This window comes from Hwanghaeella sp. 1Z406 (assembly GCF_048892425.1).
GTDB lineage: Bacteria > Pseudomonadota > Alphaproteobacteria > UBA8366 > Aestuariispiraceae > Pacificispira.
Window position 1 is genome coordinate 236312 of sequence record NZ_JBLZHU010000003.1, and the last position, 13346, is coordinate 249657.

At 56.6% G+C, this 13346-nt stretch carries 14 protein-coding genes; 9 read left to right on the forward strand and 5 right to left on the reverse strand.

Features of this window, described 5'->3' with window-relative positions; genetic code table 11:
- Nucleotides 1-6 precede the first annotated feature (6 nt).
- On the forward strand, nucleotides 7-420 hold the full coding sequence (locus tag ACOSDR_RS08485) for a Fur family transcriptional regulator (protein WP_420730955.1): 414 nt from the start codon (nucleotides 7-9) through the stop codon (nucleotides 418-420).
- Nucleotides 421-429: 9 nt separating this feature from the next.
- Here ACOSDR_RS08485 and ACOSDR_RS08490 read toward each other — a convergent pair whose 3' ends face one another.
- Nucleotides 430-1305, reverse strand: coding sequence for a LysR family transcriptional regulator (locus tag ACOSDR_RS08490; protein WP_420730956.1), 876 nt, complete (start codon nucleotides 1303-1305; stop codon nucleotides 430-432).
- Between the two features lie 84 nt (nucleotides 1306-1389).
- On the opposite strand from ACOSDR_RS08490, the gene ACOSDR_RS08495 reads away from it, so the two are divergent.
- The 7 genes from ACOSDR_RS08495 (at nucleotide 1390) to ACOSDR_RS08525 (ending at nucleotide 9648) form a co-directional block, all read left to right on the forward strand.
- Nucleotides 1390-1686 carry a YciI family protein gene (locus ACOSDR_RS08495; RefSeq protein ID WP_420726152.1) on the forward strand — a complete coding sequence of 99 codons (297 nt, stop codon included), beginning with the start codon at nucleotides 1390-1392 and terminating at the stop codon, nucleotides 1684-1686.
- Nucleotides 1687-1843: 157 nt separating this feature from the next.
- A complete protein-coding gene (locus tag ACOSDR_RS08500; RefSeq protein ID WP_420730957.1) occupies nucleotides 1844-3448 on the forward strand; it encodes a phytoene desaturase family protein in 1605 nt (534 codons plus the stop codon).
- On the forward strand, nucleotides 3445-5004 hold the full coding sequence (locus ACOSDR_RS08505) for a phytoene desaturase family protein (protein ID WP_420730958.1): 1560 nt from the start codon (nucleotides 3445-3447) through the stop codon (nucleotides 5002-5004). Before ACOSDR_RS08500 ends, ACOSDR_RS08505 begins: the two co-directional genes overlap by 4 nt.
- A 26-nt stretch (nucleotides 5005-5030) precedes the next feature.
- Nucleotides 5031-6218, forward strand: a complete 1188-nt coding sequence (locus tag ACOSDR_RS08510) for an aminomethyltransferase family protein (RefSeq protein WP_420730959.1) — start codon at nucleotides 5031-5033, stop codon at nucleotides 6216-6218.
- Between the two features lie 40 nt (nucleotides 6219-6258).
- On the forward strand, nucleotides 6259-7632 hold the full coding sequence (locus tag ACOSDR_RS08515; RefSeq protein ID WP_420730960.1) for an aminotransferase: 1374 nt from the start codon (nucleotides 6259-6261) through the stop codon (nucleotides 7630-7632).
- A 76-nt stretch (nucleotides 7633-7708) separates the two neighbouring features.
- Nucleotides 7709-8776: an ABC transporter substrate-binding protein gene (locus tag ACOSDR_RS08520; RefSeq protein ID WP_420730961.1), complete on the forward strand. Its 1068-nt coding sequence runs from the start codon at nucleotides 7709-7711 to the stop codon at nucleotides 8774-8776.
- Between the two features lie 89 nt (nucleotides 8777-8865).
- Nucleotides 8866-9648: a methyltransferase domain-containing protein gene (locus ACOSDR_RS08525; protein WP_420730962.1), complete on the forward strand. Its 783-nt coding sequence runs from the start codon at nucleotides 8866-8868 to the stop codon at nucleotides 9646-9648.
- Here the strand turns inward: ACOSDR_RS08525 and ACOSDR_RS08530 are convergent.
- The 3 genes from ACOSDR_RS08530 to ACOSDR_RS08540 all read right to left on the reverse strand — a co-directional run bounded on the left by ACOSDR_RS08530 (nucleotide 9645) and on the right by ACOSDR_RS08540 (nucleotide 11315).
- A complete protein-coding gene (locus ACOSDR_RS08530; RefSeq protein ID WP_420730963.1) occupies nucleotides 9645-10373 on the reverse strand; it encodes a hypothetical protein in 729 nt (242 codons plus the stop codon). The genes ACOSDR_RS08525 and ACOSDR_RS08530 overlap by 4 nt on opposite strands.
- 104 nt (nucleotides 10374-10477) lie before the next feature.
- Complete coding sequence (locus tag ACOSDR_RS08535; RefSeq protein ID WP_420726144.1) at nucleotides 10478-10876, reverse strand: RidA family protein; 399 nt, start codon at nucleotides 10874-10876, stop codon at nucleotides 10478-10480.
- A 16-nt stretch (nucleotides 10877-10892) separates the two neighbouring features.
- Nucleotides 10893-11315: an acyl-CoA thioesterase gene (locus ACOSDR_RS08540; protein ID WP_420726143.1), complete on the reverse strand. Its 423-nt coding sequence runs from the start codon at nucleotides 11313-11315 to the stop codon at nucleotides 10893-10895.
- An 85-nt stretch (nucleotides 11316-11400) separates the two neighbouring features.
- Here ACOSDR_RS08540 and pcaD point away from each other — a divergent pair, with 85 nt between their 5' ends.
- Nucleotides 11401-12195 carry a 3-oxoadipate enol-lactonase gene (gene pcaD, locus ACOSDR_RS08545; protein ID WP_420730964.1) on the forward strand — a complete coding sequence of 265 codons (795 nt, stop codon included), beginning with the start codon at nucleotides 11401-11403 and terminating at the stop codon, nucleotides 12193-12195.
- A gap of 336 nt (nucleotides 12196-12531) precedes the next feature.
- On the opposite strand, the gene dapB is transcribed toward pcaD, so the two are convergent.
- Nucleotides 12532-13332 (reverse strand): 4-hydroxy-tetrahydrodipicolinate reductase, encoded by an 801-nt coding sequence (gene dapB, locus ACOSDR_RS08550; RefSeq protein ID WP_420731063.1) that lies wholly within the window; start codon nucleotides 13330-13332, stop codon nucleotides 12532-12534.
- Nucleotides 13333-13346 lie beyond the last annotated feature (14 nt).

Genomic DNA, 13346 nt, shown 5'->3' on the forward strand with positions numbered 1-13346 from the left:
CATGCTATGAACCATTCCCATCAGGACACCTCACCGCCCCGTGCGCTGACGAAAAATGAGGCATTGGTCTATGGCATCCTGAATGCAACGGATCAGCCGCTCAGCGCCTATGCCATTCTGGATCAACTGCGCGATGATGGGCTGCGCGCGCCGGTTCAGGTTTATCGTGCGCTGGACCGATTGCTGGAATTCGGCCTGGCCCATCGGCTGGAAAGCCTGAATGCCTTCGTTGCCTGCAATCACGATCACCCAGAAGAGGCAGCCCAGACTGCGTTTGCAATCTGTGAATCCTGCGGCAAGGTAACGGAATTTACCGATCCTTCCCTGGACGAGTATCTGGCACATTGGGCAAAGTCAGAAAATTTCACCCCGACTAGAACGACCCTGGAACTACGGGGCCTGTGCGCGGCCTGCCGATAGAAGTCAGTTTTAGCCAAAAAGCCGGGAGGTTGTTAGCCAGTCCGTCATGGCCTCTATCCGGTCAAGGCCCCGCATATCTTTGTGTCGCATCAGCCAGACATCGCGCGTCATTGTTTCCATGGCGGTTGGCCCCTCAACCCTGATTAGGCGCTTATCTGAACCAGCAATAATATCTGGTAAAATTGCACATACGGGCATTTCTGTGACTGTCGCAAATGCCGTTTCCAAATCATGCATCAAGATGCCGGCGGGCCGACCCTTGTATGATTTAGCGACTGTTTCAGTCCATTTGGCCTGCGGCAAATGACCCACCACCGGATCATAAGTCAACCATGGTCGATCCCCTAAAGGTAAATCGGGAAAGGCCCGTGTCGTATAAGCAGAGAAGGACATGCGCCCAATTCTTTGGGCCAATACGGCGTGCCCTCCCTCCCTTGGCTCACCAAACCGGATTGCCAGATCAATTTCTCGACGGGTCAGGCTAAGATTTTTGTTTTCCGGCATAAGACTGATTTGAATATTGGGATAGGCTTCGATGAAGCGACCGATATTCGGCACAATGATCCTGGTCAGGATGAACGGAACGGCGGTCAGTCGAATTGTTCCCCCCAGGATCGACTCCTGCCCCAGCAGCTTATCAGCCTCCTTTGCGAACCGTTCCATCCCCTCTGCTTGTTCCACCAACGCGGTCGCTGTTTCCGTCAGTCTCAATATTCCATTTCGATCCCGCAGGCATAGGGGCGTGCCTGACTTTTCTTCCAGCCCCTTCAATCTGCGGGAAATTGTTGTGGCATTGACCCCCAACAGAGAAGCCGCCGCCGAAACGGACTGCCCCCGCGCAATGGCCAGGAGGATGCGATAATCATTCCAATTTTGATCCTGCATAATTGCAGATGATAGATGCAAATTAACGCATTGAAAATGCAATTTCGCAGATTGAAGTTTAGACCTCATCAACAGGAGGATATCATGCTTCACACGATACTGTTTCAAGACAACCCAAACGCTGACCCAGACATTCGTACACGCCACATGGCCAATCACCTGGATTTTCTGATGCAGAATAAGGGCATCATTCAAGCGGCAGGCCCATTGAAGGACAAGGATGGGTCAATCACAGGTGGGCTGTGGCTTGTGGACGTCAATTCCACTGAAGATGCATGGCACCTGATTAAGTCCGACCCGTTCTGGCCGACCGGCCTGCGCGATACGATTGAGGTGAAGCAATGGGTGCAAGTCTTTGCTGAGGGCCGAAAGCTACTGTGACCCATACCATCTGCTGCCCCCTAGAATACGCGCCTTTCATCAGCTGATCACTTTATTTAAATAAGCGCTCAAAAAAAAGAATGGACGCTGATTGCCATCCTCTGTTATCCTTTAGATTGGATAATAAGAGGCGGTGTGCGTGCCGCGCGGATGGGTTATGGCAAATCAGTATGATGCGATTGTTGTAGGCGCAGGCCATAATGGCCTGACGGCGGGCTGTTATCTGGCGCGGGCTGGCCTGAAAACCCTGATCGTTGAGAAGAACGATTGGATCGGTGGCGCGGCGGTCAGCCGCGAATTGCATCCCGGCTGGACCTATTCCAACTGTTCCTATGTCTGCAGCCTGCTGCGCCCCGAAGTGGCACGCGACCTGGATCTGGGTCGCCATGGCCTGCAGGTGACCCCCTATGAGGGCGGCCTGTCCTTTATGGAGAATGGCGACTATTTCGGTTATTATGCGGACCACGATGCGCTGCGCCGGGAGATTAAGCGCCATTCGCCCCGCGATGCGGATGCCTATGACCGGTTTTCCCGCTTTGTGCTGCAGCAATGCCGCTTCATTCGCCCCCTTTTATTGCGCAGCCCGCCAGACCCTGTGCGGATGCGCCCGCGCGATATTCAGGAATTACTGTATTTGCTGAAGCGGTTCCATGATATGGGCCCGCGCCAGATGGCCGATACGCTGAGATTCTACACAGCCTCCGTCGCAGATTTCCTGGATGAGTTCTTTGAATGCGAAATCCTGAAGGCCCATCTGGCTGGCAGTGGCATTATCGGCACAGGCCTTGGCGTTTATTCGCCGGGAACGGCCTATGTCCTGCTGCATCACTATATGGGGGAAGTCGATGGCAGCATCGGTGCCTGGGGCTTCAGCCGGGGCGGCATGGGCGGCGTCAGCCAATCCCTGGCCTCTGCCTTCAAGGAAGCAGGCGGCGAAATCCGCGCGGGCAACGGCATTGAGAAATTCCTATGCCGAGAGGGCGAGGTGATCGGGGTCGCGCTGGACAATGGCGATGAGATTACGGCGAAAACCGTGGTCTCCAACATGGATGTCCGCCGCACCTTCCTAAATCATGTGGAAGACGGTACATTGAGCGATGATTTCGTCAAGGCCGTGAAGCGGTTCAAAATCCGCGGTTCTTCAGCCAAGTTGAACATCGCCCTGGATGGCATGCCGGACTTCCCGTCCCTGCCGAAGGGAACAATTCTGACCCAGGGCGACATGCATGCCAGCCAATCGCTGGACGAATTGGAACAGGCCTATGACGAATGGAAGGCAGGGCGCTGGTCCAAGGACCCCTATTTCGACATGCTGATCCCCTCCCTGATCGATCCGACGCTGGCCGCGCCGGGCAAGCATATGATGACGGTCTTTGTGCAATATGCCCCCTATGAGCTGGCGAATGGCGAAAGCTGGGATGGGCCGAACCGGGACGCCATGGCCGAATCCGTGATTTCCAAGATTGCGAAATACAGCCCCAATTTCCGGGACCTGATCGTCCATAAGGAAGTGCGCAGCCCCTGGGATATCGAACGGGAAGTCGGCCTGACAGAAGGCAATATCTTCCAGGGCGAACTGACCTTCGACCAATTGCTGTTTAACAGACCGGTGCCGGGCTATGCGCAATATCGGTCCCCGATCAAAGGACTGTATATGTGCGGATCTTCCACCCATCCCGGCGGTGGCGTTATGGCGGCCCCCGGTGCAAATGCGGCACGGGAAATCTTAAGCGACCTGGGTCGCGGGCAGCGTGCGGCATGAGCAACTATGACACCATCATCATTGGGGCAGGACATAATGGCCTGGCGGCCGCAACGCGACTGGCCCAGTCCGGACAAAAGGTTCTGGTTCTGGAGCAAGCAGCAACACCAGGTGGCGCCATTGCCCAGAGTGAATTGGAACCCGGTGTTTTCGCACCCCGCTTTGCCCATTTGCTGATGGGACTGGGCACACCGGAAATCAAGGCTTTGGGCCTGCAGGATCATGGGTGCACACCCGCTGTAAGTGACATGCCAACCATTGCCTTGTGCCCGACAGGTCGACACGTCGTGTTGCAGGGTGGCACAGTCCATTATGCCGATGGCACCCCCCATCCAGACGCCGCCCAATATCAGGCCTTAACCAAACGACTGACAAAATTTGCAGCGGGCATCGCGCAGATTTCAAGACAGGCCCCGCCAGCCCTGACCGGGGGCGGATGGCGTCAAGCGCTTGATCTGGGAAAAATCGGCCTGAACATGCGGTTGCAGGGCAAGGATGACCTGCGTGAATTCATGCGGGTCGCGTTGTCGAATGTCTATGACGCCGTTCTGGATGAAATCACGGACGGACCTTTGGCCGGTGTTCTTGGGTTTGATGCCATCCTTGGCGGTCACATGGGTCCGCGCGCGCCGGGTACGATGTTGAGCCTTCTGACCCGCATGCGGGAAGGGGCGCGGCGCAGCCTGCCAAAAGGGGGCATGGGCGCGCTGGCGGCCAGTTTCACCAATGCCGCCATCGCGGCGGGCGTTGAAATTCGCTGTAACAGCAAAGTCTTTGAAATCAGCGTGGCCAATGATCAAGTGACCGGCATTGTGCTTCAGGATGGCAGCAGGCTGGCCTGTGATCAGGTCCTGTCCAGCCTGGATCCGAAAACCACGATGCACCTGTCCCATATTCTCCATTATGATGCGGAAATGGTGCGTCGTGTCCGGCATATTCGCACCAAGGGTGCTGTCGCGAAGGTCAATCTGGCCCTTTCCAACGCCCCGAAAATTACGGGTCTGGATGAAAGCCTTGCCGCAGCACGCTGGGTGATGGCCCCGTCCATGGATGCCTTGGAACTGGGGTATAACGGCGCGAAATATGGCCGTCTACCAGACGATGTAATTTTCGAAGCCGTGGTGCCCAGCCTCAGCGATCCTTCCATCACGACTGGCGGCCATCATGTCCTGTCCGCTATCGTCCAATATGTACCCTACGAGTTGAAACAGGGCTGGGATACCAACAGCAATACCGATCTGGGCAATCGCGTTATCGCCGCCCTGGATAAGGTCGCCCCCGGACTGGCCGATAGTGTCACCGCGCGGGAAGTGATCAGCCCCCAGGATATCGAGATCGAAACCGGCGCACCGGGCGGTCATTGGCACCATGGCGAATTAATTGCCGATCAGATGCTGATGATGCGCCCCGCCCCTGGCATGGAACGCTATGCCCTGCCGGTATCGGGCCTGTTTCTGTGCGGCGCATCGGCCCATCCCGGTGGTGACGTTACGGCGCTGCCGGGCCTGAATGCCGCCGATGCGGTGCTGGCCGGTTTGAAACGGAAGGCTGCGTGATGAACAAGGTTCTTAAGAATTCAACCATGCGACAGACCCCCGTCCAGGTGCCACGCGGTTTGGTGCCAACCCCTTTCCACGCGCGTCTGGAACCTGCGAATATCACCCAGGATTGGATGGGCTGGTCCGGGTTCCTGTCTGCCCGCAAGTTTCAATCGGTGGAAAGCGAATATTTCGCGATCCGCAATCAGTCGACCCTATTTGATCTATCGCCCATGCATAAATACAGAATTGAAGGGCCCGACGCCTTAACCGTGGTCAATCGTCTGCTGACCCGGGATGTGCGCAAGCTGAAGGACAATCGTGTCGGCTATGCCGTCTGGTGTGACGAAGATGGCAGTACCATTGATGATGGAACCATCTTCCGCTTCACCGACACCCATTTCCGCCTGTGCTGTCAGGAACCGCAATATACCTGGCTGTGTGATGTCGCCTGGGGTTTTGATGTCACCCTGACCGATGAAAGCGAGACCGTGGTTGGCCTGTCGATGCAGGGGCCAACCAGCTATTCCGTTCTGAAAGCCGCCGGTTTTGAGGGCACAGAGGGCATGAAGCCTTTTGATATTCAGCATTTCGATGGTGACATCATGATTTCCCGAACCGGGTTTACAGGTGATCTGGGATACGAACTGTGGGCTGACGCAGAAAATGCGCTGCCCCTGTATGATCGACTGATGAGCGCCGGTCGGAATTTAGGGTTACGCCCGATTGGCTATGACGCACTGAATATGGCCCGCATTGAAGCCGGGTTTATGGTGACTGGTGTTGAGTTCCAATCCATTCATCATGCACTGCGCCCGACCCGGGGGCGCACCCCGTTTGATTTGGGCCTGGATTGGCTGGTGCATTTCGATAAGGGGCATTTCAATGGCCGCCGCGCCTTGCTGAAGGCTAAGGAAACTGGGCCACGTTATGCTCTGGTCGCCCTGGAAATCGATGGGAACAAGCCAGCCCATCAGGCCTTGGTCTATCACAAGGGGAAGACGGAGGCCGGCCTGATCACGTCGGCCCTATGGTCGCCGATCTGCAAACGCAATCTGGCGCTGGCCATGCTGAAGGCCCCCTTTGGCATCGATATCACGACGGATCTCAAGGTTGAGATCTATCATGACAAGGAAGGGAAGTATGACCGCGCCATGGTTCCGGCGAAAATTGCGGACCGTCCCTTCTTTAACAACCCGCGCCGCGCGGCGACACCGCCTGCCCTGTGCTAACCAGCCTTGTATTAAGTTCAATATTTTGGAGACACCCGTTATGAAGTCGCTTAGCAATTCAGCCGCAACCATCCGCGATTATGACAACACCCATTTCATGCACCCCTGGGAAGGAATGGCGGAGTTTGGCAGCGCGGATCGCACCATCTCTGCCTCTGCGGAAGGCATCTATGTCTATGACCAGAACGGGCGGAAACTGATCGACGGGCCCGGCGGCATGTGGTGTTCCCAGATCGGATATGCCAGGCAGGATATGGCCGATGCGATTGCAGATCAGGTCATGAAGCTGTCCTATAATTCGCCATGGAACACGGCCAGCGCGCCACCGGCCTTGCTGGCCAAAAAGCTGGCGGATCTGGCACCGGGCGACCTGAACACCGTGTTCTTCACCACCGGGGGTTCAACAGCCGTCGATACCGCCATCCGCTTTATGCATTTCTATAACAATCGCCTGGGTCGTCGCGACAAGAAGATCGTCCTGTCGCGGGTACGCGCCTATCATGGATCGACCTATTTGTCGGCTTCCGTCACCGGGCGCGATCAGGGCAGCAACAACCTGGATATCGAAAAAGACCGCGTGCGCCTGTTATCCGACGTGAATCCCAATCTGCGCCCCAAGGGCACATCCCTGGACGATTGGTGCGATGCCAAACTGGCGGAGATGGAAGCGCTTATCCTGGAAACCGGTCCAGACAAGATCGGTGCCTTCATTGCCGAACCGATCCTGGCATCCGGTGGCGTGATCATTCCCCCGCCCGGCTATCACAAGCGGACGCTGGAACTGTGCCATAAATACGATATTCTCTATATCTCTGACGAGGTTGTGACGGCCTTTGGGCGCTTGGGGCATTGGTTCGCGTCGAAAGATGTGTTTGATATTCAACCGGATATGATCACCTGCGCCAAAGGCATCACGTCAGGCTACCTGCCGCTTGGTGCCTGCCTGATATCCGACCGGTTGCTGGAACCGATCAGCGGTGAAGGTCATGAGAACACATTCTTCAACAACGGCTATACCTATTCAGGGCATCCCGTTTCCTGCGCCGCTGCCCTGAAGAATATCGAAATAATCGAGAACGAGAAAATTCTGGAACATGTGCGGGCGATTTCCCCCCGGTTCATGGAAAAGCTGAATGCCCTGCGCGATCTGCCCAATATCGGGGATACACGGGGAATGGGTCTTGTTGGCTGTGTCGAAGCCGCCGTAGACCCAAGTGACGATCAAACCCGCGCTGAGCGTTTGCAGGCATTTGGCAACAAGGTCGATCAGAAATGTGAAGAACTGGGCCTGATCGTGCGTCCCTTGGGCCATATGTGCGTTTTCTCGCCCCCTTTGGTTATTACTGAGGGACAAATAGACGATATGTTCGCTATCCTGTCGGAGGCGATACGTCTGGTCGCGACCGAGTTTTAAGCGCGACCACCGGTTCCTGTCGGCATTCGGTCGAAGGGAATCAATTTAGGGAATGACAAGAACAGGGAGACTAAAAATGCGATTTACCACCATCAAAGTGGCGTTGGCCGCCGCGACTGCCGCATGGATTCTAGGGGGATCTGCGCAGGCAGCTGATCCGGAACTGGTCGTGTTCGACTGGTCCGGTTATGAAGACCCGGAATTCTATAAGGGTTTCACAGAAGCAAATGGAGCAGCCCCGACTTTTGCCTTTTTTGGCGATGAGGAAGAAGCCTTCCAGAAACTGCGCGCTGGTTTCCAGGCTGATTTGGCCCATCCGTGCTCTCAAAGCGTATCGCGCTGGAAAGATGCCGGTTTGATCAAGCCAATGGATGCCAAGCGTATCGATAATTTCGCGGACCTGAATCCTGGTCTGCGCGACATGCCCGGCTTTGTCGAAGGCGATAAAGTTTGGATGCTGCCGATCGATTGGGGGAACACCGCGCTGACCTATCGCACCGACCTGATCAAAGAATCCGAAGTTCAATCCCTGAAGGCCTTCGCCAATCCGAAGTTTCAGGGCAAGGTCTCTATCGGTGACAATGTGGATGACGCCTATGCGCTGGCCTTTCTTGCGACCGGCGTGACGGATTGGACCAAGGCCACTGACGAGCAGTTTAAAGCCGCCTCTGACTTCCTGCGCGAAGTGCACAAAAATGTCCGCTTCTATTGGCAGGATGGTGCAACCCTGGCGCAAGCCATGGCTTCGGGTGAGGTTTCCCTGGCCTGGGCGTGGAATGAAACGCCGGTTCGTCTGCAGGCTGAAGGGCATCCGGCTGCGATGAAACGGGATACGGATGAAGGACTTTCCACCTGGGTCTGCGGGTATTCCATGATGGAGAATGGCGGCGGCAGTGAGGACAAGGCCTATGCATTCCTGAATGCTTGGCTGTCTTCACAGACTGCAGATTATCTGGTCAATGCCTGGGGCTATGGTCATTCCAACCAAACGGCTATGAATGCAATGGATCAGGCAACATTGGCCAGCATGGGCTATGACAATGTCGATTCCTTCCGGGATAAGACCTTGTGGCAAGCCCCGGTTCCGGCCGAATTGCGCGAAAAGATGATTGCTGAATTTGAACAGATCAAGGCTGGGTTCTAATCCATTCCTGGTTTGTGTGGTTAAATTGAAATTGCTGTGGGCGCGAAGGGATCATACCCTTTGCGCCCATAGTCTTTTGGGAGAGGACAATGCTGGATGACGATTTAAACTATGATGATCGCCACATCGCCTTTCTGGAGGCTTTGTGGGGTGAGGGATTCCTGAGCCCTGGCGGACCGGAAGAAGTGGCGCGCATTCTGGCCGGGCTGGATCTTACCGGTAAGACCATTGTGGATGTCGGCAGCGGCGCAGGCGGCATTACAATTGCCCTGGCCGGGCAATATCAGGCGGGCAAAGTCATCGGGCTGGATGTGGAAGAACCCGTCTGTGCCCATGCCAGACGTCGTGTTGCCGATGCGGGATTGACGGAGCGCGTCGAAATCCGCCAGGTCACACCGGGCCCTTTTCCCCTGCCCGATGCCTCTGTTGATATCGTTTTCAGCAAGGATTCCATCGTCCACATTCCCGACAAGCACGCCTTAGCACAGGATGCCTTTCGCGTGCTGCGCTCTGGCGGCTGGTTCGCCGCCTCGGACTGGTTGATATCCCATGACGGCGACCCCAGCCCGGAAATGGCCGCCTATATCGCACAGGAAGATTTGGGGTTCGGCATGGCCTCTCCCTCCCGCTATCGGGACGCCCTGGCTGCGGCTGGATTCGTCGACATTCAATTGACCAATCGGAATCCCTGGTATCGGGATGTCGCCAAAGAGGAACTGGCGCGTCTGGTCGGTCCCGAACGCCAAAAGTTTGAGGCGACCCTTGGCGCAGAGGACCTACAGGGTATGATCAATACCTGGGAGGCGATGCTGGTTGTTTTGGACTCTGGCGAACATTGCCCGCATCATTTCCGGGCGCGGAAACCACACTAAAGCTTGCTGACAGCCTCTACGGCGATCCACAGGCCTAGCGCTGCTGTCGCTGTTCCGGTGACCGATTGCAGGCCCCGATGTGTCCAGGTCATCGCGCGGGCCGACCAGGCCAGAGGCACGGCCATAAGGGAGGACAGCAAGGCCATTCCCACAAGAGAGCCAACGCCAAACAAAGCAATATAGGCGAAGCTAAGCGCACTGGATTGCATCCCAGCCGCGGTCACGACCAACAGAGCCGCAGATCCCGCCATGCCATGGGTCATGCCGATCAACAAGGTGCGCCAGGGCAATCCCGCCGGGTGGCCGTGATCATGTTTCGGGGCATGTACTTCCTGGGGATGTGTGTCCTGAACCGGAAGGGCATCCTTCGCATGGGAATGGGCGTGTAGGTGAACGGTGCCGTCCTGGTGACGGTGGCGATGAAAATGCAGCCGATCGCGCGCAAGCCGATAAATCACCTGCCCCCCCAACATAACCAGCATTCCCCCGACCAGAACCTCCAAAAGGGTGGAAAACCGGTCTGGCAGGGCCGCGCCGAACAGGATCGCACCGCCTGCGATGACGATCAGGGTCAGACAGTGACCAAAGCCCCAGATAACCCCGTGTCGCACGATGCGCCCAACGGAACGCTCCCGCGTGGCGATACAGGACACCGCAGCGACGTGATCGGCCTCAAGCGCGTGCTGCATGCCGATCAACAGCCCGACTGAAAGAATTCCTAACATGGATGAATGCTCCGATGGCCCCTGGTGACTGAATTCGTCAGGGGCTATGACCTTTCCCCGGAACAAGGCTTCGGGTCAAGTGCGAAGCAGTGGGATGTGAAAGTTTATGCGGGCAGAACCGCCGTTGCTTCAATTTCGACCTTTGCCCGGTCTTCAACCAAGGCAACAACCTGGACCATGGTCATGGCTGGGAAATTTTTCCCTAAAGTCTCACGATAGGCCTCGCCCACTTCTTTCAAACGGGCAAGATATTCGCGTTTGTCCGTCACAAACCATGTCAGACGCACCAGATGTTCCGGTCCCGCGCCGGCTTCCGCCAGGATCGCAACGATGTTCTTCAAGGTCTGGCGGACCTGTTCAATGAAATCATCACTTTCAAAGACCTGATCGCCGGTCCAACCGATCTGACCGCCCAGGAACAGGGTACGCCCTGCTGGTGCTTCGATGCCATTGGCATAACCAGAGGCTTTCTTCCAGGTGCTGGGATGTAATTTCTGATGCATGATCGGTTTCCTTACCCTAATTGCTGACGTCTATTCTGGTGCGTTCCAGGCCTGCGCGTAAATCATCCGGAAATGGGGTTGGCTTCATCACATTGATGTCGACATGCACCAGGACCTGTTGTCCCGACAGGCGCAACCCATCGGGTCCATGAATTTCAAACCGCGCCGTCAGGCTGGACCCACCCAGTTTTTCAATGCCATATCGAAAGGTCACAACATCGCCCAGGCGGCTGGGTTTCTTGAAGTCCGCCTGCAGGGAAACTGTTGGAATGCCGCTGTGGCGCTCCCCATGCAATTGGGCGAAAGAAACCCCCAGGAAATCCTCGAACCATTCCTCAACAACATTGTTCAACATTTCAAAATAGCGGGGATAAAAAACAATGCCCGCCGGGTCGCAATGTTCAAACAGAATTTTGCGCGTTGTCTCAAAAGCTGGCATCGGTATCCTCTTTTCTGTTGCGCAGAGTGTCGGGCTTGAGAGAAAATATTTCAAGCTTAAAATGTTTTTGCAAAGGAGTTTCAGAATGCAGTTTTTAACCGTGAATGGGTGCACCCATCATTATCGCCTGACTGTGCCGGAAACGGCCGGGGAGGATGCTCCGGTTGTCGCCTTTGCAAACTCATTGGGAACGGATTTCAGGATCTGGGACGGTGTCACTGACCGCCTGCCCCAGACCGTGCGGACCTTGTGCTATGACATGCGCGGTCACGGTTTGACGGCCCTGTCGGATGGTCCGGTCAGCATTGAGGCACTGGCAGATGATTTCATTGCCCTGTTGGATGCGCTGGACATTTCGACCGTCCATATGGTTGGTCTTTCCGTCGGGGGCATGGTCGCCCAAAGCGTTGCTGCGAAGGCCCCGAACCGCATAGCAAATCTTGTCCTGTGTGATACGGCCCATAAGATCGGCAGCCCGGATGTCTGGAATCCCCGCATCGCCGCTGTCCAGAAGGATGGCATGTCTGCCATTGCTGAAGCTGTGCTGCTGCGATGGTTTGACCCCAATTTCAAGGCGGCAAGCCCGGAGATCTATGACGGCGCCTGGGCGATGCTGACCCGTATCCCGGCACGGGGCTATATGGACCTGTGCGCCGCCATTCGCGATGCGGACCTGACGGAATCAACTGCACAGATAGAGGCGAAAACCCTATGCCTGTGCGGCAGTGCCGATCTGGCAACCCCACCGGAACTGGTCAACGCCCTGGCGGACCTGATGCCCAATGCCCGCTATGAAGTAATTAATCAGGCAGGCCATCTCCCCTGTCTGGAAAAACCCGACATGGTGGCACAGAAGATTATAGATTTTCTGAAAATCTAGGGACCCTGAACGACCTGCCCAACAGACATAGTCAATTCCTCCTCTCCCCTTTGAGGTGGGGGGAGCCGCATATTTTTCTCCTCCTCCCTTGAGGGGGGAGCCCCATATTTTACCCCTCCCCCCTTGAGGGGGGGAGCCCCATATTTTACCCCTCCCCCCTTGAGGGGGGGAGGTTGGGAGGGGGGTGCTCTCTCCTCCGCAATCCAGTCTGATGCAGGCGAAGGCCTTGCGGCCTTGTCACCCCCACCCCAACCCTCCCCCCTAAAGGGGGAGGGAGCAAACAAAGGCGTCCTCTCCCCTCAAGGGGGACTGCGAAACAGACATTACAAATTTAGATCAATCCAACCCCAGGACATCCCGCATGGAATACAAACCATAGGGCTGGCTGTGGGCCCAGCGGGCGGCGCGCAGGGCACCGGCGGCGAAGACCTGACGGCTGGAGGCTTTGTGGCCGATCTCGATACGCTCACCCTCTCCAGCAAACATCACTGTATGGTCACCGACAACATCGCCACCGCGCAAGGTGGCATAGCCAATCGTCCCTTCTTTGCGCGCGCCGGTATGACCCTGGCGGGCATAAATGGCGGCGGCATCATGATCCACGCCACGCCCTTTGGCAGCGGCCTTCCCCAGGCCCAGCGCGGTCCCGGAGGGCGCATCCACCTTGTGGCGATGGTGCATTTCCAGAACCTCGATATCATAATCGGGGCCCAGAACAGCGGCGACCTTTTCCGTCAATGCCATCAGCAAGGTCACCCCAACAGACATATTGGGGGCATAGACCACCGCAGAATGGCGCGACGCCAATTCCAAAGCCGCTTCATCTTCCTTTGAAAGCCCGGTCGTGCCGACAATATGGGCGGCATTGGCCTGGGCGCAGAGGCGGGTATGCTCTACCGTCGCAGCGGGCGTCGTGAAATCAATCACGGCATGGGCGCGGGCGATCACCGGGGCAGGATCATCCTCGATCACAACGCCCAAGGCCTTGATCCCGGCAAGACTGCCAGCGTCTTCACCGATATGGGGGGAGCCTTCACGGTCCGTCGCCCCAATGACATGACAGCCCTCGGTCGCGGTCACTTCGCGCACCAGCATCTGCCCCATGCGACCCCCGGCCCCCATGATCGCAATGTTCAGAATCCCGTCAGACA